The sequence below is a fragment of the Rhodohalobacter sp. 614A genome (assembly GCF_021462415.1).
GTDB lineage: Bacteria > Bacteroidota > Rhodothermia > Balneolales > Balneolaceae > Rhodohalobacter.
On record NZ_JAKEDS010000001.1, the window covers coordinates 172,064 to 195,356 of the forward strand.

The window sequence follows — 23,293 nt, forward strand, 5'->3', positions numbered from 1 at the left end:
GCAAGAATAGAACATGACTATTTCAAAAGAAATAAATCATGGTAAATATCTGATTATTAATGAAAAACAAGTACGTAAATCGTTCAAAAATTAGCGAAGCAAAATTCCGGGAAATTGTACGGTTTTTTTCCATTGATTTAACCGCTATACAAATTGCTGAACTAACAGGTTTAAATCGCAATACCATAAACCGGTATCTAACTGAAATTCGAAAAAAAATTACTCGTTATTCCGAAATATCCTCTCCCCTAACCGAACAAAAAATACCTGAATATAAGCTTCAGGACACCGACCAATTTTCCATTCTGATCAAAGAACTTGAATCCAAAATTTATACGGAAATCATCCCAAAGAGAGTTGGATTTAAGGGAAATAGCTTACATAACCCAGCTTTTCTAAATCAATCAGGATACGATTTGATTATCACTCTTGATGATGGAAATCACTATTTTTTGGGAGAAAAAAACTCCGATTCTTTAAAACACCGAACCAAACTCAACAGGATTGAGAGCTTCTGGGGAAATGCAAAATCACGGCTGGCAAAATTTAAAGGAATGCATTCTTCAACTTTCCGTTATCATGTAAAGGAGTGCGAATTTCGATACAATAACCGGGACAAAGATCTCTACCAACTTCTACTAAAAATCCTCAGGAAAGACCCGTTGTTTTAGTCATGCTCCAAGATTGGAACTTTAAAAACCGAAGGAATACATGACTATCTAAATGTAAAAGGTTGTTTCTGCCCGCTGTTATGTTATCAAAAATCAGGACGATTTCTCCACACACATCGGGCATTCCACCCACTCTTCACTTGGAATATGTTCAATCGCCTTTGGACTGTTGCCGCGTTCAAACACAGGTTTGAAAAGTACGTTACCTTCTGCCTGCTCATTTCCGCAGGTATGGCAAGCCACATCATGATCAATTCGGAGAGGCGTGTACCCGGTAATCACCCAGCCATCGTGCCCCTGGTGCGAAGCCAGGCTTTCCAACGCAGCTCTGACTGTCTGTGATTTGTTCCCGCTGTAAAATTTATCCGCAAGCTCCTGCAGCAGATCAACAGTAGAATTGTCGAGTGTAAAATTAAGACGCTTCATGATAATGATGTTTTTCTTCCTCAATATCGGAAATATCGGGATGATGATTATGCTTTTCTATATCACATAATTGATGATGTCGGTAATTAAACCAATGTCCGGTGATTAAAACGGCGCTCCCCAAAACGGTAAGTGTTGTCTCAAACCAAAGTCCGATCCAGAAATGGCCGGCCACCCAACCGATCAAAATTAAAAGAAATCCTGAAGTAAGAGTGCCCGTAATTTTCCGGTCAAAGTGGCTTCGTTTGGATGCAAAATAGATGGTTGGTGCAATTAAAAGGATGAAAATCGGGTGAAGCCAATCGTGCAGTATCGATGCAAATCCCCATAAAGGAAGTACAGCGACAATTACAGGCAGCAATAAACAATGAATGGCACAAGCGCCGGAAATACCTATTCCAAGCTTATCCCAAAACAAGGAGGCAGTTAAACGTTTATCTGACAAAATATTCTCTTCAGTTTCATTTTATAGTGTGTATAAAAATACACACTATTTACACACTATTCAAGAGGCGTAAAATGACAGATTTATAAATCGGCTGGGCTACTTATTCTTCCCTTGTAGCAGAAAATGGCAGCGAACCTTCCGGTGTTCTTACAGATCCGTTCAATTCATTCCCTTCCAGGGTACAAACTGTAGTAACCAGGCCGCCATCAACGTAAGCTTTAAAGGTTACGGTATCTGCTTCTACTTCTACCGAGTTCATGGTAATGGTTCTGCCAGTTTCAAAAACAATCTTGCCGGTAAAACCGTCGTCTTCAGATTCTTCAAATACAAGTTTTCCCTGGCTGTACTCCGGCATGGTCTGTTCTACATTAAAAACCCATGATCCTGCCAGACCGTCAATCATCGAAATGCTTGCCGTTAGAACAACCGATAACAGGAGTGTTGTGATCAAAAGAATATGATTCTGTTTCATATTATTAAGAATTAGGTTCATGTTTATGGTAGGTTTAAAAATTATGTATCGGAGGAATCCGTATTCTCCTCATTGCCTTCCTCTCTGTCTTCAACAAATCCTTCAAAAATTTCCCTGGCCTCTTCATCCTCGAGTTCCATTTGCCGCTCCATAAGCAAACGACGATGTTCAGCCATATCATCATCTTTCAAAATTTCGTCAATCTCTCGTGGTTTTGGAAGCTCGTCAACCGAATTAATGCCAAAATGCTTCAGAAAATAGGTAGTGGTTTTATAAAGCAACGGTTTACCCGGAGAATCGGCACGGCCTGAAACCTTGATCAACATTTTTTCAAGCAGTTGCCGCAGGATATACCCGGAATCCACACCACGAATGCTGTCTACTTCCGGTTTTGTAATCGGCTGCCTATACGCAACAATCGCCAGTGTTTCGATGGCGGGCTGCGAAAGTTTCCGGTAGGCATTTTCATGCTGAAAGATACTCAGCCACGGATGATATCTCGGCTGCGTTACGAATGTGTAACCACCTCCGGTTTCTTCAATCCGAAAGGAAAGGTCGTTCTCCTCAAACCGGGTATTGAGCTGGCCTACAATTTTATGAATCACTTTTTGATCCAGTTCAAGCTCTTCTTCACTCTCTTTGATAATACCGGATATTTTTTCCCATGATATGGGTTCCGGGCTTGAGAAAATAAGAGCCTCGATGACCGAGGTAAGGCGGGTGCCGTCTACAAAACGATAGTCTAACATTCAGGTTTTAAAAACTGGTTAAAAAATTAATTCCAAATTCATCGGCGATAGCAAATTAATGTATCCTCGTCTTTTTGGGTAACCCTGTATCCCAACAGGTGAAAAATATCTTTTACAAGAAAACGGGCTACATTCAGGTTCACCTCATAACTGTGTTCACCAACCTGAGTAACACCCGGCAGGTATTTTAATAATGTATGAAAAAAGCTCTTTCTTAAATACCCCGATAATGTCAGCCAGAATGCAGAAACTTTACGGACTATCAGAAATCCGTCGTTGCCAACTTTTTGATAAAGCGGCATAAAAATTCTGCCTGATCTCGGAGCTTTGATCAAATTTCCGTGTTCATAAGCCAGGGGCATATCTTTTTCAATCTGGTCAAAATTTTGAAATCCATCGAGCATCTCAAATCTCTGGGGATCATCTACAATTTTATGATGAACAATTTCATAATAGGTTGCCGGAACACCATTTTCTGTTTTTAAGAGTTCTCTGTTTCTGATTCTGTTTTCCTCAGACAATTCATAAATGCCAAGTTTATCCAAAACCAGCCACAAAAAAGCTTCACTCCTTATTACAGATACTTCTGCATTATGAGCACCGGCTTCAAACCCGATGGCTTTAAACCCAAGATTATTGATATAGCTTAAAAGTGTTCCCTGGATATTTTCTTCAATCCCCAAAATTTGCGGCACAGGAAAACCTTTTGCTAAATCGCGGTTTTCGAGAGTGTCATTCAAAAGAATAAAACCGCAGCTTTGAGAAGAAGTTGTATGCAGATCAATAAATACAAAATCACTGGAGGTGCCGGAGTGGGTATCAATAATGTGATCCACCGTTTTTTTGATCTCAAGGCTTTCCAAATATTCCGCCGGCCTGTTTTCTGCGCGCCGAATGGAAAAATCCTGGCTGGTATTAAATCGCTCCCATAACCGGTTCAGATCTGTATCCAGAAAACGAATGCCAAGTTTAACCGCTTCAATATTCCCGGTAACCGCATACACAGTGCCATTAATCGGCTCATCATCCCCTGACAATCTCTTCGCTATCCGGTCAACCGCATACATGCCGGCCGGTTCATTTCCGTGAATTCCAACAAATAAGACAAGTACAGGACCCTTTTTATTACCAGACTTTGACCACCGTATTCTTTCTACTTTCTTTTCCTGTTGTTGCTTTGGCTCAGTTTTTTGCATCCGTATTCTTCTTCATCTTATTCCAGATATCCTGTGTATCCTTATCTGTAATAATGCCAATCAATTCATTTTTTTCAACCACAGGAAGACAACTCACTCCTTTATCAATCATTAACAGCATGGCGTACTTGATATCGTCATTCGGGCCGATGGTAACCGGGTCGGTGTCCATCACATCAGCCGCCGTTGCGAGGCCGTCTTTATCAGGGTTGTTAAGATAACGAACCAGCCGGTTCTTTGTAATAATTCCTTTTAGTTTTCCATGGCTGTCTTCCACCGGCAAATGATGAATATTCCGCCAATCCATAACTTTCAGAACCAATTCGGCGATATCATTTTCCTGAACCGTAACAAGATTTGTAGTCATGATATTACTTACAATATCATACTGCATTTCCAGCTTTTCGGCTTCGCTGATTTTTGCCACACCCCATTCATGCACAGGTTTCCCTGTCAGTTTTCTGTAATGCATAATTGCCGTTAAGGCCACCGTGGATTCTTCCCTGGTGAGATTTTCTCTCAACTTTCGATAACTCTCCACAATCCAACGGGAACCTGTAGCATGATTTTCTGCCCGCCCCCGAATGATATCCAGGTTTTTGTCGATATCACTCTGATTGATTCCTTTCTTTTCGAGCCCTTCTCTTGCCATCGGAATTAAAACTTCGAGAATCAGTCTTCTTGCCGACATTAATTTACCATCCCAAACCATTCCGCTTTGAATGCCCCACATGGCAGCTTTGTAGAAATTTTCCTTCACTTCATCAAAATTGATGCGCTCCCAGATATTCTTGTATTTCTCGGGAATGTTGCACATTAACCCAATCCAAAAGGCAAAATTTGCGATCTCATCCTGAACCGTGGGTCCCGAAGGTAAATAGCGATTTTCGATACGAAGATGCGGAACACCGTCAAGAACTCCATAGCACGGCCGATTCCATTTATAAACAGTGCCGTTATGGAGTTGCAGGGCTTTCAGGTTAGGGATCTTTCCATTCTTCAGCGTATCCAATGAATCATGCTCAATATCGGTGAGGAATAAAAGCGTGTGGCGGGCAATATCATTTTTATAAACGTCTGAGACACTTTTTATCCACCGGTTTCCAAAGGTTACACGCTGTTCCCGTTCTCTCAAATGATATCCTTTTCCCCGTGTATCGATACTTTGTTGAAAGAGAGGAATTCGCGTTTCAGCCCAGAGTTGTTTCCCGATCAGCAACGGCGAATTACACGCTACAGACAACACCGGCCCCGACAACATTTGTGCCCAATTATACATATCTGTAAACTCATCCGGCTCAACCTGGTAGTGGCACTGAAAACTGGTGTTGCAGGCTTCAAAGAGAATGTTGTTATGCGTGAGAATTAACTCATCCACACCTGTGATATTCAATTCAAAATCCTCTCCCCGCAATTCCGACATAATATCGGCGAGAGCGGCATACCGCGGTTTTGGAGTCATGTATTCCATTTGCACGGCCCGAAAATCAATAGACGGCAAAATACCTGTCAGGATGATTCTTTCGTCAAGCCGGTTTGCCGCATCTTCTGCCTTTCCCAGCAAACTCACGAGTTGAGATTGCATTTTTGAAAAACAATCTCCCTTCAATTCCATGGGATCCAAATTGATCTCCAAATTGTACTTTGCCAGTTCCGGCGTGAAATGAGGATCGTCTACTTTCTCTAAAATCTCCAGGGCATTCATGGACGGTTTGAAGTACTTATCCACCAGGCAGAATTCCTGTTCCGCCCCGATCCGGCTAATCCCGGATTCGATCTGGCCATTCTGAAGCATTTGATCAATCGCTTCAACATCGTGCAAAAGATGTTTTAAGAAGAGCTTCCGGGACTCCGGTTCTTTGGCAATAGAGAGTTTTTGCTGGCCCATAGTTTCTCCAACCTACCTACTTTTCCGGATTGTCAGAGTCCGTCTTGTTTTTGTCATTATCACTGTGCAAACGTCTCAACAATCTTGAAGTAATGGTCATATAGTTTTGTTCCGTAATGATACCCACCAGCCGGTTATTCTTTACAACCGGAAGGCACCCGATCCGCTGGCCGTCCATAATATCTATCGCTTCCAAAATGGATGCTTCGGGATGAATCGTAATCGGATTTTTGATCATAATTTCTTCCACCGATTTACTTGAAGAGCCTTTGTTATGCAGAATATCATTAAACTCCCTGAAAATCATTCGCATGGTTATCAGCCCCACAAGATGCTTGCTGTCGTCCTCGACAGGCACATACCGGATTCGTCTCCATTCAAACAGATTCGCTACCAACTCGATGATATCATCCTTCTGAACGGTAAACAGATCGGTCGTCATGAATTCCTCCACCAACAGGCTGGACGGCTGCCACATTTCCATATCATCCAGTTTTGCCAGCCCCCATTTATGGGCCGGTTCTCCCTTTTTCTGATTTTTGATCATGGCATTGGTTACGGCCGTCAAAGCCTGCTCACGACTGATATCTTTCGTAAGTGAGTTGTATGATTTCACCATCCAATAGCTTCCGGTTTGAGCGGCTTCCGTCCGTTCCTCAATAATATCGAGGTAACTGGTAATATCTCCCTTATCAACTCCTGCTTTTTCCAATCCTTTTCGGGCGAGTGGCAGCAACTCATTTGTGATGAGATCCACAGCCGTGAACCGCTTGTCATTCACCCACTTAAATTTCGTATCCAGACCCAGTTTGGATGCCGCAAAGAAATTCATTCGTGCATCATCAAAATCCAGGCTTTCAGTGATATCTTCGTACTCTTCATCCATACCGTTTAGCAAACCCAGCCAGAATGAAGCATTTGCAATTTCATCTGTCACAGTTGGACCGGAGGGAAAAATCCTGTTCTCAATTCGTAAATGCGGAACCCCATTACTGACGCCATAACACGGCCGATTCCACCGGTACACCGTTCCGTTATGAACCTGGAGAGCCATCAGTTTTGGAATTTCTCCCTTATCTAAAATTTCATCTACTTCCTCGGTGATGTTCGAACTGAGCATCACGCGATATCGCGCAATATCTTCCTTGTAAATTTCGAGGATACTGTCTTTCAGCCACTCGTTTCCAAAGGTGACCCGTGGACTGCTTTCCCTCAGGTGATCGCCCACTTTCCGGGTATCCACCGATTGATGGAAAAGTGCAACTCGTGTTTCTGCCCAGAGCCGTTTCCCAAAGAGGAGAGGCGAATTTACGGCACTTGCCAGAACGGGCCCTGTGATGGCCTGGGCAAGATTATATTTCTTCACAAATTCTTCCGGCGTGACTTGGATATGAACCTGGAATCCGGTGTTGCAGGCTTCCAGCAAAGGCGTATCAAACCGCATCAAAAGCTCGTCCATTCCCTGAATGCGAAGGTCGTACTCATCACCCCGAAGTTTGTTAATCGCTGCACAAAGGGCTTTATATCTCGGCAAAGGCGTAAGATTTTCGATATCGAGATCCGATTTCCGAATGGTTGGAAGAACACCTGTTAAAACAATATCGCCGTCAAATTGCCGGATGGTTCGGCGAACTTTATCAAGCTGATGAAGAATATTTTCCTCCATTTTAGAGAGGCATTTACCTTCAAATGTGAGCGGCTCAAGGTTGGTCTCCAGATTAAACTTTGCAAGCTCTGTTGTGAAATTTTCGTCATTGAGAGCCTCCAACAATTCCATTGAAATAGGAGCCGGTTTGGCATATTTATCCACAAGGCAAAGCTCCTGTTCCGCCCCGATCCGAATGGTATCCTTCTCAAACAGATCACTTTCCAGCATTCTCTCCATCGCCCGGATATCCTTCAACAGGTACTTGATAAACTCCTGGGTTTGTTCTCGGTTCTCAGCAAGTTTTACGGTTTCTACACCCATAGGCGATTGGATTCAGATATTGCGATTCGGTACCCGGACTTGTATCAGTTCTATTAATAGCAATTTAACTGAAACGTATCAAACTCGGAAACGGGGATTATTTACCCTTAAAGCTAATTTTATCAGAATAAAACTTACTTCTTCTCAAAATAGTGAACACTAAACCGCTTCTTCGAATCCAGCCAGGTTTTTCTGAGGTAGAATTTTTCAGAAATCAGTTCTTCAAATTCATCAACCGAATATTTGTAGGAGTTTTCTGTGTGAATCATCTCTCCTTTTCTGAAATCAATTTTTTCACCCGAAGCCGAAAGAGTCACTGACTGATTATCGAGGCTCATCAAATACATTTCCATCCTGCCTTCGGTTTCATTATAGAATGCCCGGTGCCGAAATTTCTCCACCTCAAAGTTCCCTTCCAATTCTCTATTGATTCGCCTCAAAAGATTGAGATTAAATTCTGCCGTAATTCCCTTGCTGTCGTTATAGGCTTTATTTAATACATCGGGATCTTTTTTGAGGTCGACTCCAATCAGCAAGCCTCCGTTTTCCGCAAGAAGATCCGTAGACTGAAACAGAAAATCCCTGGCCTGATCGGGCGTAAAATTCCCAATGGTAGAGCCGGGGAAAAAAATCACGCGTTTGTTCGCATATCCATTTACTGCTATTTCAAACGGCTTGGTATAATCCGCAGCGATTGGCGTAATTTTCAGATCCGGAAATTCACTGCGCAATTTTTCCGCTTCTTCGAATAAGAAATCCCGCGAAATATCTACGGGTACATACCCGGCAATATCATTCAGCTCTTTTAATAACAGTCTTGTTTTTCTGCTGCTGCCACTTCCAAATTCTATAATCAGACTGTTTGGACCAATGGTTTGGGAAATTTCACCGGAATTCTTCTGAAGGATTTCTAACTCGGCTTGAGTCAGGTAATACTCGTCAAGGTTAGAAATTTTCTCAAAGAGCCCGGATCCCCGATCGTCATAAAAATACTTACTGGGTAGACTTTTTTGATCTTTTTTAAGCCCTTCAAGAACATCTTCCTCAAAGGCTGAAACCGTTTTTTCCATTCTTTTTATTTTTCTTTCTACTGATGATTTCTCCTGATAAACTTTCTCATTCGGAATTCACGTCTTTAGCCAAACGAATCCCGGTAAATTGCCAGCGTGCATCCGTATGAAAAAAGTTCCGGTACGTTTTCCTGAAATGTGATTTTGGCGTGGCACACGAACCTCCCCGAAGAACATACTGGTTCACCATAAATTTTCCATTGTACTCACCAAGTTTTCCGGGAAAGGGTTTAAAGCCCGGATATGGCGAATAAGAACTTTGGGTCCACTGCCACACATCGCCAAACATCTGTTTCAATCCGTTGTTATCATTTTCTACAGCGGCAGGATGATAATGACCTCCTTCAACAAAATGCCCTTCCTTTGGGACCTGTTTCGCTGCAACTTCCCATTCCTGCTCGGTTGGTAAACGGCAGCCCGCCCATCGGGCATAAGCATCCGCTTCAAAATAACTAACATGACAAACCGGTTCATTGGGATCCAGTTTTTCTAATCCGCTGAGTGTAAAGTGATACCATTCACCATCGCGCTGCACCCAATAAAGCGGCCACTCCCATTCTTCTTTCTCGATGGTTGCGAATCCTTCATCCAGCCACCATTTGGGGTTTTGATATCCGCCATCTTCAATAAACTCGATAAACTCTCCATTGGTTACCAGCCGGTCGGCCATTTTGAAGTTCTGGATGTAGGTTTTATGAGATGGAAATTCATTGTCAAACCCAAACTCTCCGCCTTTGTGGCCTACAGAATAAACGCCTTCCTCAAACTCCATCCAGCGAATTTCTTCAACTGATTCAATCTCAGGTCGCCGGGTTTCTGTATAAATCGGGTAGAGCGGATTCTGGCCCAGCATATATTTCAGGTCGGTCAGCATTAATTCCTGATGCTGCTGTTCATGATTCAGCCCAACTTCTATAAGCGGAAGCCATTCATCAAATGCATCTTCAGACAAACCATCGATAAACTGATGCATTTTTTTGTCGATATACTGTCGATACTCAAACACTTTTTTAACGGTAGGGCGAGATAGGTTTCCTCGCTTATCGCGGCAGTGCGGATCTCCCGTTTGTACGTAATACGAATTAAAAATATAACTGTATTGCGGGTGCAGAGAATCGAAACCCTCAATTGCTTTGTCCAGAATAAAAGTCTCAAAAAACCAGCTTGTATGCGCCAGGTGCCACTTTGTCGGGCTTGCGTTTTCCATCGCCTGGATCACAAAATCTTCAATTTCCAGGGGAATTGTGAGTTTTTCGGTTGCTTCCCTTACTTCATCGTACCTATGCTTGATTTTCTTTTTTTCAAACTCAAATTCTTCAGTAACCTTTGCTTTTCTGGTTAGCGGACTCATAATATCTCCGGTGTTTATTCTTAATCGTCTACTTTTTAAAATGAAAATAAACGGATCATCATTTCACAATCTATCTCTTGTTGATCTGTTAAACTTCATTAATCACAAAATGTTCAAACTTTTCTCTTTACTGCCCTTCTTAAATCTTTTAAATTTTCCTTTAAACATTTACTACGAAGGAACCTTTCGCCATTTGCAAACATTGTAGGCTTCAGTCCGGTTGGAATATTATGGGTTCGTATTCTGTTCTGGCATTGATTGAACGATAAAAATATCTACAGATGAACGAATCGAATAAACGCGAAATCGAATCTTTAATTTATCTTTTGGATGACCCCGATCCTGAAGTTCAAACCGGTGTAAAAAAACGCTTCAAAGAACTTGGAGAGCATGCCGTTCCACTTTTAGACCAGTTTCGGTCGGAATCGGTAAAAGATTCCCAAAAGCAAACCATTAACAACATCATTTATAATATTACGGCAGGAACCGTTATTGAAGAGTTTGCTGAGATTGTTGAGATGGGAGTCCATGATCGCAAACAACTTGAAGGCGCTCTTTTTACGCTATGCAAATTCGGAAATCCAACGCTCCGGATTGAAGAGTACAGAAAGAAACTTGACAATTTATCTGCTCAAATCGGGAGTGATATTGCCTATACGCCCTCTATCAGCGAAAAAATGCAGATCATGCTGCAATTTGTTTTTCGCGATTTGCGGTTCCGGGGCGATTCCAAGGATTATCACAATCCGGATAATGCCTATCTCGATCGGGTAATTGACCGCCGAAAGGGGCTCCCGATTATGCTGAGTTGTGTGGTAATGCTTTTGGCACACCGGCTTGATTTACCTTTTTATGGTGTGAACATGCCGATTCACTTTATGTTGATGTATGAGACACATAACCAGGAAATCCTGATTGATCCATTCGATGGCGGCACACTTGTTTCGTATAATCAATGCTGCTATTTCCTTAAGAAAAATGGGATCAATCCTAAACCGGAACACCTTCAGAAAGCGGACGAAGCCGATATTTTAATTCGCTGTATCCGTAATCTGATTCACAGTTATGCCAAAGTGCAGGATGAAAAACGTGTGGCCGACCTCCGCAGGCTGCTTCAAATAGCAGAATTGAAAAGGTAAAACAAAAGCACTCATTAGGACACTTTACACAATAATTGAAGTCCCACCCCGTCTTGGATCTCCAAAACCTGTAAAGTTCCCATCCTTTCCCGAAACGGCATGAACCCCGCCGAAAAACAGATTCCCTTTCTCCCAGATTTTATGATGAGGATATTTCTTTTTCAAAGACTCGGCAACCCCGGTTGCAAACCCTGTTTCTATATTTAGAAAATCATTCTCAAAATGAATTCGCGGGGCTTCAATCGCTTCGGCCAAACTCATATCATTATCCAACAAGTTTAACAAAACCTGGAGAATGGCCGTCCGAATCCGGTTCGATCCACCCGACCCCAGCACAACTTTTGTTCCATCAGCATGACGCAAAATGGCCGGCGCCATCATGGAACTGATTCTTTGATTTTCAGGCCAATTGTAAAATCCGTGGGGATTGAGATCCTCTTCGCCAAGCATATTGTTTAACATGACTCCGGTTCCGGGAATCATCACGCCACTGCCTGAACCATTGCTTGTTGTAAGGCTCGCCATGTTTCCTTTTGAATCCATCACACTAATTTGAGTCGTTCCGCGCGAAGCTTGCATTCTGTCTTTTATCTGGTTTTTGTACATCTCCAGAAACGGGTCATGCAATAATCCATCGATCTCTTGTGAATCCCGGTTTTCGATAAGATTTTCAATCCTTGCCCGGTTTGTCAGCTCCTGAACATACACGAGCAAATCCGGATTTGTTCGGATGGATTCCTTCTCCAACGTTTCCATCAGTTTTAAGGCAAATGCAATTAATAATCCTCCCGAGCTTGGCGGCGGATTAATGGCCAACGATGCATCACGATATCTAAGATGAAGCGGATTCCGCATCACTACATCGTAATTCCCAAGGTCTTCTTGAGTGAGGTGTCCTCCCTCTTCTCTGCAAAGTTTGCAGATCTTTTTTGCAACTTCCCCTTCATAAAAAAAAGAGTCTCCTTCCTGAGCAAGTTGTCCAATAAATTCTGCTAAATACGGCTGCTTCAACCATTCACCTTTCCGTATGAGCGACTCTTTATTTTCATGGCTTCGGAAAATGCTGGCGGCTTCGTCATTCGAAAAATAAATGGGTTCTGTTATTTCAAGAGCGCCGGCCTGGAACGCATTCATCTCGATTCCATTTCTTGCCAGCTCAACAGCGTGCTCTGCAAGTCTGGAAAACGGCATGGTACAAAGATCTTCATGAATCCTGAAAAGTCCCTTAACCGTTCCGGGAGTAGCGGCTGAACCCGGACCGATATGAAATTCCTGGACCGCATATCCAAAATCTGCAGCAATAGGAAAAAAGTTCAGTCCAGATTTTTCTTTGATTTTTTTAGGAGTCTGAACGAAGAAATCATAAGCCGTTTGATTGCCGTCTGCCGTTTCAGCCAATAAAAATCCGCCGCCGGCAAAAGAAGCGAGAACCGGCTCTGCCACACAAGCGGTCAGATGCGCAGCGACAACTGCATCAAATGCATTTCCGCCATCTTCTAAAATTTGTGCTGCCGCTTCTGCCGTGGCTTGATGCCCTGCCGAAACCGCTCCTTTATGCTGATTCATTTACTGGTTTGTTCACAATTATAAAGTCAGCTCGCCAAGAAAGCACCTGCTTTATCAAAAACCCGGTTGAAGGCATTATTTATTTTTTGGGGTTCCTTATGGTCCACCGGGAACGGGTTTTCATGAATATATTTATAATCGAAATCCATCTCATCCACTGGAATGTTAATATTTCTAAAAGCCCCTTGAAGTGTATTGACCACCTCAAAAGAAGGAATAACGGTATCCTGTTTCAGGGGAATGGCATACACCTGGTCCTCTATTTTTTTAAACTGTGCTTCCCGAAAATCGCGCATTTTTTGGTATTCCAGCATGGAATGGAAAATCTTTCCTTCAAAATGATCTTCTTTGATGTAGTGACGAAGATGAGCATCTCTGCTCAAAAAACTATCAAAATGTTCTACCAGATATGAATAAAGAGCTACACTAGCTTCGCTGTCTAATATAAATTTTGATACCGGAGACAGTCGGTTAAAAACCGTGCCGCTGCAAAAAAGACAGACTTTTGAATCACTGAAGTAATTTTGATAATTGGAGAGTTTAAGAATCTCAGCCAAAAGCCCACCGATTGAAAAAGCAAAAATATCGAATGTGGCATTCTTGTCAATCAGGGAATGCTCGCCTCTTTTGCACTCCTCCATAAACTGAATCACATCAAAATAGGTTTGCAACCCCGACCAGATAAATCGCTGTGGCATTGACTGCAATCGCATACTGATGGCCACATTGGATAACGTAGATTTTAAAATGTTGGGAAACCTTTTTTTCCTCTTCTCACACAGTTGATACATCTTCCGGAGATTACTCCAGTGCTCTGGGGCGCGTTGCATATGAAATGCAATTGGGAAAAAGACAACTGCGCTTCCGGTTCTTTCACAAACGGCTTGTCCCCAGGATAAATATTTATCCCAATTCTTTTCGTTAAATCCATGGAAGAGAAAAGTGACTTTAGAGATGGGGCCGGAGTTCTTCGGTTTAAGAATGAAATAGGCAAAGTCCCGATTTTCCTCAACTAAAAAGTCTTCCTGATGTACGTCATCCTGTATCGTCCCTACATCGTTGTAATAATTGAAGATATGATCAAAATCCTTGTTATGCTGTTCGCAATGGTATTCCCGGTTGCCGGGCAGCAAATCATAATACCCGGATTGAAACCAAAGTTTGTGAATGGAATAATTTTCGTATTCGGTTTCTGAATCAACAGAAGAGAACACTTTCCGAAGTTGGTTATACGATTCAATATAATTCATAACAGATACTTCAACATCAATTGAGGAAAAGTAAGGAATCTTGATGAATGCTTTGTAAATCAGCAATCAGAATGATTTCAAGAAGCAAACTCTATCTACGAATTAAACAAGTAGTGAGTATGAAGGCCGGCCCGTTTCCTGTTTAATGGGCGATATTTATATACCTCAGACAATCACAAAAGGCTTTTTCAATGATATTTCTTTTTGCGTTTTTCTATTGTTACAATTTGCAAAAATAATGCTCTGTTTCTGGTCTCTTTACAAATAATAAATTATAATAATCCAGTTTGAATAGGAATAAAAACACATGTTATGGATAAAAAACAGAAAACCAATAGTGGAATCAGCAGGCGCGAGTTTGTTGGAATGTCTGCCTTGGGCCTTACCGGCCTCACCATTTTGCCGAGCTCTGTATTTGGCAAATCTCATATCCCTCCAAGTGACCGTGTAGTTGTTGGATTTATTGGATGTGGTCAACAAGGTTTGAATGATTTCGGAGGATTTGCCGGCGTACCCGGCGTTCAGGTCGTCGCTGGTTGCGATGTGGATAGTATGAAGCAAACCCGTTTCAAAAGAAGGGTTGAAGAATGGCAGGCATCAAAAGGTATGCCTCAGAGATGTGATACCTACGAACATTACGAGGAGCTGCTTGAGCGTACGGATATTGATGCTATTGCCATAGCAACCCCCGACCATTGGCATGCCTTGAATACCATACATGCCTGCCAGTCTGGAAAAGATGTATATGTTCAGAAGCCGTTGTCTTTTACAATTAAGGAAGCAATGAAAATTGAACGAGTTGCCAGAGATACGAAACGGGTTGTTCAGGTAGGCAGCCAGCAAAGGTCCAGTGGTGAATTTCAAAAAGCTATTGAACTGGTACAGACGGGAGCTATCGGGCATATTGAGAAAATATATGCCAAAGTTGGCGATCCGCCAGCTCCTTTTGATCTTCCTGAAGAACAGGTTCCGGCAAATTTGAATTGGAACAAATGGGTTGGTCCGCTTCATGATGATACCTTCCATTACCATTCCGATTTGTGTCCTCCCATTTCCATTGATCCTCCGGAAAGAGAACAATTATGGGGGGCATGGCGCTGGTACCGCGAAACCGGTAATGGATATACCGCCGACTGGGGAGCTCATATGTTTGACATTGCCCAAGCCGCAATGGGAATGGACGGATCAGGGCCTTCTGAAGTGATTCCCAAAGGATACAACGGCCAGGAGTATTTAACATTCAAATATTTGAATGGAATAGAAATGACCGAACAACCATACCTCGAAGATATGCCCAACTCCCAGGGAATTAAATTCTTTGGTACGGACGGGTGGATCGAAGTGGGACGAGGATATCTCGGATGCTCCAAAGAGGATCTTATACCTGAAGAACTTGCTGGTAACCGTCCACGACAAATGACTCCGGAAGAACGAAGAGCTATGTTCGAACGGATGCAGGCAGCCAGAGATGCAGGTGGCGGAAGCTTTGAAATCAGCTCTCCTCACATGCAAAACTTTATCGATTGTGTACGGTCGCGAGAAACCCCAATCGCACCGGTAGAAGTTGGAGCCAGTACGGCTATTACTTGTTGTCTGGGGAATATTGCTACCGAGCTTGAACGGCCCGTCAAATGGAACCCCGCCGTAAGGAAGTTTATCGACGATAAGGAAGCTGAAAATCATCGATTAACGCATTACGAATACCGGAATCCTTACACGTTGTAAAAAATGAATACGTCATATTGAGCGCACCAAAGGCATCCCTTCGGGGCAATTTTGAGGTGACTTTTCCTCGAAATGAAGTCTCAACTGCGCTCAAACTGACGATCATCAATTAATCGAACTTGCGTTTTAAAACTTCCTTGCAATCACAACGGTTTCTTTAAAGGATCGATTTTTACCGTTTGTACTGTTGTACGCTTCCATTAGTACTATATAGATTCCTATCCGATTTCGAAGTCCATCCTCCGTTTTGCCATCCCAGACCAAAGAACCTTCAAACCCGGCCTGCTTACCTTCTGCCAGTTTTCGAACCAGCCGACCGTACCGGTCATAAATTCTCACTTTAATCAGGTAATCGGGTTCATCGAAAGAATAGGTGATTAACAGATTATCCTCGAATCCGTCGTCATCGGGTGAAAATGGATTGGGAGTGAATGAAATGCCATTTCCTGAAATGGATTGCCCCGATCCCTGGTAAATGGAGTTTTCTGATCCGGGCGAACCACCCAGCGGAGTCGCATTGGATCCCCAATTCGCCCCATCATTGGTATCAAAATTCGGGTTGATGCGCTCGAGTGCAATTCCTTTTGTATCTACCAAATTAGGATTGTGCCAGTCTGGGCTATAGTCCACCATATCAATGGTTTTCAATGTACTGTCGGCGAGATAAATTTGTCGCCCGGTGTTTGTTAAACTGAGTGTTGTTCGATCGGTTTGAATAGCGAATCGCTGCATATGATCCGTCAAATCAAAAAACTCAGCTGTTCGGCTTTTGGGGAACGGGATATCATCCGGCTCGGGATAAATCAGAGCATAGCCGCTCGCCGGAAGCCATTGACGGTCACTCCGAATCGGTTCAATCGTTGATATTTCTCCATCTTCGTTCGGTTCATCATGCAGGAAGAAACCTTCAAGTGAAATAGCGTAAGAGCGTCGATTATGAATTTCAATATACTGAGACTGATCCGGCAGGCCGTCTCGATCATCGGTAATCGGATCGAACATAATTTCGTTGAAAATGATATCTCCCTCAGATATAGGCTGGGCAATCGGTTGCTCAAGCCTTGAGGACATGTTTCCTTTATAATCTCCAATATTTTCAACACTCACTGTAATTTCCTCGCCCTGCGATACAATCGAACCGTCTAAAATTATTCTATTTCCGGCCATTTGATCGTAATAAATCACATCCGCTAAACTTCCGTTTAACATAAAGCTGATGGTGCTTGAAACTCCGCTCTGACCCGAATGAGTTTTTGCAGGTTGATCTGTTTTGGTATTCTCATCCGGAGTCAAATCCACATACTCATTAAACCAGATTTCGACGGAGTCAGGATGAATAAAATTAGCAAAAATGATTTCAGGAGCGGATTCATCTATTTCAAATGAGCTGTTTTGTTGTCCGGGGGTAGAACCTCTTTCTGATGTGTTGGATGCCCAGTTTCCCGGATCGGTGGAGAGTCCGGCGGGGTCTTTCCTTTCGAGTGAAATTCCCGGGCTGTCGATTCCCCAATCTGCGTGAAAAAACAGGCTGTCAATCGCTGTTCCAGATCCATTTCTTAGGACAACTGCATCGCCGCTGTTATTCAGAGATTGAAAATCAGGTACATATATAAATTGATCAGATTCAGTTGCAAACTCCTGCGAATCTGTAAAAACCAGGTAATCATTTTCACGAATTAATACACCGGTTGGGATTTCAGTGTCATTTGTTGCATCAGACAACGTCCAATTGGTCAAATCGAAATTCTCTTCAGTTCGGTTGTAGATTTCAATGAATTCTGCGCCGGAACCATCCGAAGGTTCATACATAATCTCGTTGATGACGATATCACCGGCTTGCACATCGCCAAATTCCAAATAGAGAACGGAAACGGTGGTTGACTCCATCTCATTCCCAAAAATATCGCTGATACCGCTGACTGTAATTTCATACTCCTGGTCATTCACCAAATCAGATCCCGCAAACAAAATTACTTCGTTACCATCCAGTGCTATCATATTGATGGGTAATGTAGGAGTCATCGAATAGTTTGAACTGTTCGTTGCCTGATCACTATTAAGTCGTTCATCAAAAGTGAGGACAAATCCCTGGTCCTGAAACTGAGCAGCCCGCACAATTGCCGGTGGATTGGAATCCGGTTCCACTTGGTTGGGCAAGCCCGGAGTTCCCAAAAGTTCGTTTGAAGATTCAGCCCAGTTCTCTGAAAAAGTGGCGGCAACATCAGCACTTAACCGTTCCAGGGCCACTCCTTCTCCGCCCCATTCCGAGGGTTCGTATTGGAGTGAATCAGCCAAAATATCCTCATTGGTAAACAGCCGAATTTGATCGGATACCGTTGCTGTTAAAGCGGGAAAACTGGATAATTCGAAAAAATTTCGCTCGCCAAAAATCTCTGCAAGTGCTTCCGAATCTTCCGAAAGAACGATGAAATCACCGGGTTCAAGTGCCAGGTCTTCTGTGGAAATAATTCGTTCTGAATCGCTGGAAACATCCCGGCGCTGTAATCTCCAGTCTCTGAGGTTTAACAGTTTGGATGAGGTGTTCCAAAGTTCAACATACCGAACGTATCCCGATGGCGGACGATACATAAACTCGTTAATGACGATATCTCCATCGCTAAACGCATCAAAAACCGTGAAAGAAAATTCGGCATTATTCCCGATTGAAAATCCGGCGGCTGATCGTACGCCGTCAATCACCAGTGTTTGCTGACCACTTTCAAGCGCTGAAGAAAATTTAAGAATCAGACTCAAATTGGTTTCCTCTGAAATTGAACTTGGATTAATTCCGCCCACAGAAAAATTGGCAGGTTTAATATCACTGTCCCTGACCATTGCATTGAACACCACCCGAATCTGCGTTGGTGAAAGAGACCTCACTTCTGTTGCTATAAAAGTAAAATTGGAATCCACTTCATTTGGCATGCCGGGAGTTCCAAAAAGATCAGCGGGTGAATCAGCCCAGTTTTCCATATACAAAGAAGAACGGTTCGGACGCCTTCTTTCCAGCGCAATACCATCGCCGCCCCAGACCGGACTGAATCGCAGAGAATCGATAATTACACCTTCTGCATTTGCCACAACAATGTTATCTCCTCCGTTTTTCAGGGTTGAAAGACCTGTTCCGGCATTCAGGTAGGGAATGTCCGGGAAGATGTTTAAGAGATTAAAATTTGGAAGGATAGCAATGTAGGAGTCCGGCGGAAGAATGACCCGATCTTCGGTGAGAGTTCGCCGAGTGGCTGTGTCGTTGGCCTGTTGCCAACCTGCAAGATTAATGGCTTTGTCGCTCGCATTATATAACTCGATGTACTCCGTGTAGTTTTCCGGTTCGGCGTACATGATCTCGTTAATCACAACATCGCCAGGCTCCGCAGTTTGAACCTGATAGTAGGTAAAGGAGGCTTCCGCCTGATTGAGCTCATTTCCAAAAATATCCCGAATGTTATTTACGGTTATCGTATAGGTTTGTCCCGAATTCATCGATTGATTCAAAAATAGCACAGCTTCCGTGCTGTTGATAAAAGTCACCTGCCGAACAGATATTCCCCGATTGATCTCGAAATTATTCCTCGATATTCGAGTTCGATCCAAAGCGCCGGAAAATTGAACCTGAATACTTTCAGCATTAATAAAATTAGCTCCAAGCAATTCGGGGCCATCTGTGTCGATATTTACAGTATTTTCTTCACCCGGAGTTCCTTTCAGTACAGAAAGAGATTCGCCCCAATTGTTTATATCAGAACTGATAGCATCCGTATCGATTCGCTCCAAAGAAACCTCGCTCCCTCCCCATTCGGAGCTATACCGAAGTGAATCCAGCGTAATTCCCCCGGCATTTGTAATAACAATTTCATCACCGCTATTTTTGAGGGCCGGCAAACTGCTTCCTGCATTCACAAAATTCATGTCCGGAAAAATGCCAAGCAGCTCTTCATTTGGAAGAATTACCATGTATGAGCCGGGTGGGAAATAAACATTCTCTTCTGTTAAAATGCGGCGGGTTCCCGTATCATTGGCTTGCTGCCATCCCTCCAGACTAAATGTTTTATTACTGGTGTTATAGAGTTCAACATATTCCGTATAGCCGTCCGGTTCATCATACATAAACTCGTTAATAACGATATCTCCCGGCTCTGCGATTTCAACAAAATAATAGGTGAATGTAGCCTGGGATTCGTCCAGTTCATTTCCAAAAATATCGGGAATATCAGTGACCGTAATTGTATACGTTTGACCCGAACTCATTTCATCATCCAGCGAAAGTTCTGCCTGTGTTGAGTTGATAAAATTCACGCCAGTGATGGACCGTCCACGGTTTATATCAAAATTTCCGGTTGAAATAGCGTCCGTGTCGAGCGAACCAGTGAATGTAACCAACACCATTTCCGCATTAATGAACGTTGCTGAAACAAACACGGGTCCGTCATCGGGACTGACGGTATTATCTTCACCGGGTGTACCCAACAATTCGGCAAGAGATTCGCCCCAATTATTTTGATCGTTGGCCGGAGCGTCCAGGCTTTTTCTTTCGAGAGCAATGTCCGAACCGCCCCAAATTGACGGATCATACTCAATCCTTTCAACCAAATTTCCATCCGGATCAAGCAATCGAACCTGATCGGTTACTGTTTGAGTAAAGCCCGGAAAATCCTCCATCCCGAACCAGGGACCTGTCCCAAAAACATCTTCAAGCAACTCCAAATCTTCGGTGATAACCAGATATTCACCCGGTTCAATAGGCTGATCAAATTCCGTAATCACCCCACCGATGCTGGTTGACCCTTCAGCCCGAAGCAGCTCGAAATCTTTCAATGTCAAAAAACGGTCGGAACGATTGTACAACTCCACATACTGTGGATATCCGGTTGGCGGGTTATACATAAATTCATTGATAACAATATCACCGTCCTGGTACTCATCAAACCGAAAAAATTCAAAGGTTGAATTATCTTCAATCTGCCAGCTGTTGGTCAAACTTTCCAGGTTGTTCACGATAATTTCGAAACTACTGGTCGAAAAACTGTCATCAAATGTAAGCCGGACCGTCTCGGAATTGGTAAAGTCAAAATCTACTGGATCGGTGCCATCGCTCAGCTCAAAATCAGATAATTGAACCGTAGAAACCTGCAACGGAAGTGTAAACTGAATAAGCAAATCGGTGTCGCTTTCCATTTCGGCTGCAAGAATTCTGAATGGATTCGTAAATGTAAAATTGAATTCCTCAGCTCCGGAAACTTCATTCCCAAAAATATCTTCTACATTTTGGTAGGTGAAGGTGTATTCAAATTGATCCTCAAGAGCATCTGACAGATCAAACTCGATGGTTCGTGGATCAGAAGTAAACGCCGCAGTTGTGATAACTGCACTATTATTTAAACCGAAATTATTCAGATCATCCACGGCTTCATCCGAAAGTGTTCTTGAAAATGTGATGCGAAAGGTTTGCGGTGCAGGGAATGCAGCTTCAACGGCTTCGGGTGGATTCGTCGGTTCGGAAACGGTATTTGAAAGCCCTGGAGAGCCAGTCAGAATATCTTCTGATTCAGCCCAGTTATCCTGAATATTTGCATTTACATCAAAAGAGAACCGTTCAAGAGAAACTTCATTGCCACCCCAATCGTTGGCGTCGTAGGTCAGTGATTCGATGTCTTCACCTTCGGCGGTTTCAAAAATGATGTCATCCGACGTGGTTAGAACCAGCTCGGGAAACTCATCCGCCTCCACAAAATTTCGGGTTCCAAACTGATCTTCAAAAACCGGAACACCTCTTGTGATGACAAGGTACTCGCCAGAAGAAATCGGCAAATCTTCATCGATGCTGATATTTTCACTGTTGATGGCGAAATTCCTAAGATTCAGAAGCTTATCGGCCCGGTTGAAAATTTCCACGTATTGAGGGCGATCAAAATCTGATGTGCGCCAACTGACCGGAACCCGATAGTAAAACTCACTGATGACCAAATCGCCTTCTTCATACTCATCAAACAAAGTAAATTCGAGGGTCGTATTCGCCTCAATTTCCCATCCCGAATTGCTCAACAAATCATTGATAATCAATTCCTGGTTGCCGGTATCAATAGGATCATCATAGGAAATCCTAACGCGATCCGAATCTTCAAGTTCTGCATTATCGGGCGGTCCAAACCCGGTAATTTCAAAATTGCCTGTACTCAAGGAGGAACCATCCACCTCTTCCGAAAATGTAATCTCAAATTCTGTTCGGCTGAGATATTCAAAATTTGTCACGGAAAATGAATTGGAAACGGTAAAATTCAATTCCGTATCAGTGGGAATAGTTCCGCCATAAATATTATCCACGTTGTTTATGGTGATGGTATAATCATCATCTGGAAGTGCATCCTCAAAAGTAAGGCGGACCGTAAAGTCATCTACCGGACTTGCAGAGGTTGGATTCCCGATTCCGCCATCAATTGAAAAGTCTGATGGTTGAATAGACGCGTTGTCTATTTGGTAATTGAATATAACATCGACTTCGGTAGCGCTGGCGATGGTGGCGTTTACAGCATCGAAGGGTTCAGAGTTTTCAATGATGATATCATCAAAGTAGAATAAATCGGTTCTTGTTGCCGTGTAATCCAACAAAAGACCAAAATAGTTTGATGCTGTAAACGTGTTATCTGTAGTACTCCCTGCAAAACTCGGGCTTGAGCCATAACCTGCCGACTCATACAAACTCCAAACTCCGGTTTCGTCTCGTGTAACTCTTACCTGGAATGCGCCTCCAGAGGAAAGGTCTGCTGAACCTGCTAAAATCTCTGTTGCACTGCCATTTGTAAACCGAAAAAGACGAAATGCATCATCCGATCCACTTGCACCTGTTCGTATAGCATATCCATTGACATCGCCAGACAAATCGTTCTTATCTGATATAAGAAAAATGTATCCCCGATTTGAATCGGATGGAGGAAAATCCTGATTTATAAAAAAATCCCAGCTTCCATAGGCAGTGCTGGATGCCGTCCTCAGTTGAGTAGAACCTGCATCAGGGGCATTCAATCTTAGAAGTGAATTCCCGGATTCATCAAATGAAGTAAAATCTCCAATATCCCCCGTCCACTCTGGATTTTGGTTGAGATCCCCGTCCTCAAAATCATCTGTTAGTACAACCTCTTGTGCATAAACTGATGAACTGAGCACAAAAAATACCAAGATGAATATTCCCCTTTTGCCCGCTGTCTCTCCAAACAAACCAATTTTGTTTTGTTTCGACTATAGTTTATAAAGTAAAAGCGACTCTTTTGATTTCCGGAAGTCATAGAAATCATATATTTGATATTCTATTTTCGACCGGAATAGCTCTTGAACTCAAAAAAATTATTTAGCCAACACTGTTATCAGAAAGTAAAAAT

The 23,293-nt window shown here is 42.9% G+C and carries 15 protein-coding genes; 3 read left to right on the plus strand and 12 right to left on the minus strand.

The genetic code is table 11. From position 1 onward, the window contains the following. The first annotated feature begins 59 nt into the window (after positions 1-59). Positions 60-671 carry an IS1595 family transposase gene (locus tag L0B18_RS00630; protein ID WP_234567165.1) on the plus strand — a complete coding sequence of 204 codons (612 nt, stop codon included), beginning with the start codon at positions 60-62 and terminating at the stop codon, positions 669-671. A 93-nt stretch (positions 672-764) separates the two neighbouring features. Here L0B18_RS00630 and L0B18_RS00635 read toward each other — a convergent pair whose 3' ends face one another. The 9 genes from L0B18_RS00635 to egtB all read right to left on the minus strand — a co-directional run bounded on the left by L0B18_RS00635 (position 765) and on the right by egtB (position 10,240). Then, entirely contained in the window at positions 765-1,097 is a 333-nt protein-coding gene (locus L0B18_RS00635; RefSeq protein WP_234567166.1) for a hypothetical protein, read from the minus strand. After that, positions 1,084-1,542, minus strand: a complete 459-nt coding sequence (locus tag L0B18_RS00640; RefSeq protein WP_234567167.1) for a MerC domain-containing protein — start codon at positions 1,540-1,542, stop codon at positions 1,084-1,086. The genes L0B18_RS00635 and L0B18_RS00640 overlap by 14 nt, the downstream gene beginning before the upstream one ends. A 103-nt stretch (positions 1,543-1,645) precedes the next feature. Next, a complete protein-coding gene (locus L0B18_RS00645; RefSeq protein WP_234567168.1) occupies positions 1,646-2,017 on the minus strand; it encodes a hypothetical protein in 372 nt (123 codons plus the stop codon). A 41-nt stretch (positions 2,018-2,058) separates the two neighbouring features. Then, entirely contained in the window at positions 2,059-2,766 is a 708-nt protein-coding gene (gene scpB, locus L0B18_RS00650) for an SMC-Scp complex subunit ScpB (RefSeq protein ID WP_234567169.1), read from the minus strand. 38 nt (positions 2,767-2,804) lie between these two features. Beyond that, a complete protein-coding gene (locus tag L0B18_RS00655; RefSeq protein WP_234567170.1) occupies positions 2,805-3,962 on the minus strand; it encodes a succinylglutamate desuccinylase/aspartoacylase family protein in 1,158 nt (385 codons plus the stop codon). Continuing rightward, complete coding sequence (locus L0B18_RS00660; protein ID WP_234567171.1) at positions 3,949-5,850, minus strand: CBS domain-containing protein; 1,902 nt, start codon at positions 5,848-5,850, stop codon at positions 3,949-3,951. The genes L0B18_RS00655 and L0B18_RS00660 overlap by 14 nt, the downstream gene beginning before the upstream one ends. A 16-nt stretch (positions 5,851-5,866) precedes the next feature. Then, positions 5,867-7,819: a CBS domain-containing protein gene (locus tag L0B18_RS00665; protein WP_234567172.1), complete on the minus strand. Its 1,953-nt coding sequence runs from the start codon at positions 7,817-7,819 to the stop codon at positions 5,867-5,869. A 134-nt stretch (positions 7,820-7,953) separates the two neighbouring features. Continuing rightward, the gene (gene egtD / locus L0B18_RS00670) at positions 7,954-8,889 is read right to left on the minus strand and encodes an L-histidine N(alpha)-methyltransferase (RefSeq protein ID WP_234567173.1); all 936 of its coding nucleotides are present in this window, start codon (positions 8,887-8,889) and stop codon (positions 7,954-7,956) included. Between the two features lie 46 nt (positions 8,890-8,935). After that, positions 8,936-10,240 carry an ergothioneine biosynthesis protein EgtB gene (gene egtB / locus L0B18_RS00675; RefSeq protein ID WP_234567175.1) on the minus strand — a complete coding sequence of 435 codons (1,305 nt, stop codon included), beginning with the start codon at positions 10,238-10,240 and terminating at the stop codon, positions 8,936-8,938. A 281-nt stretch (positions 10,241-10,521) separates the two neighbouring features. On the opposite strand from egtB, the gene L0B18_RS00680 reads away from it, so the two are divergent. After that, on the plus strand, positions 10,522-11,379 hold the full coding sequence (locus tag L0B18_RS00680; RefSeq protein WP_234567176.1) for a transglutaminase-like domain-containing protein: 858 nt from the start codon (positions 10,522-10,524) through the stop codon (positions 11,377-11,379). A gap of 24 nt (positions 11,380-11,403) precedes the next feature. On the opposite strand, the gene ggt is transcribed toward L0B18_RS00680, so the two are convergent. Together ggt and L0B18_RS00690 are read right to left on the minus strand one after the other, a co-directional pair. Beyond that, entirely contained in the window at positions 11,404-12,945 is a 1,542-nt protein-coding gene (gene ggt / locus L0B18_RS00685) for a gamma-glutamyltransferase (RefSeq protein WP_234567177.1), read from the minus strand. Between the two features lie 26 nt (positions 12,946-12,971). Further along, complete coding sequence (locus L0B18_RS00690) at positions 12,972-14,195, minus strand: DUF6051 family protein (protein WP_234567178.1); 1,224 nt, start codon at positions 14,193-14,195, stop codon at positions 12,972-12,974. Positions 14,196-14,507: 312 nt separating this feature from the next. On the opposite strand from L0B18_RS00690, the gene L0B18_RS00695 reads away from it, so the two are divergent. After that, positions 14,508-15,920 (plus strand): Gfo/Idh/MocA family protein, encoded by a 1,413-nt coding sequence (locus L0B18_RS00695; protein ID WP_234567179.1) that lies wholly within the window; start codon positions 14,508-14,510, stop codon positions 15,918-15,920. Positions 15,921-16,046: 126 nt separating this feature from the next. On the opposite strand, the gene L0B18_RS00700 is transcribed toward L0B18_RS00695, so the two are convergent. After that, on the minus strand, positions 16,047-23,081 hold the full coding sequence (locus L0B18_RS00700; RefSeq protein WP_234567180.1) for a lamin tail domain-containing protein: 7,035 nt from the start codon (positions 23,079-23,081) through the stop codon (positions 16,047-16,049). Positions 23,082-23,293: the final 212 nt, after the last annotated feature.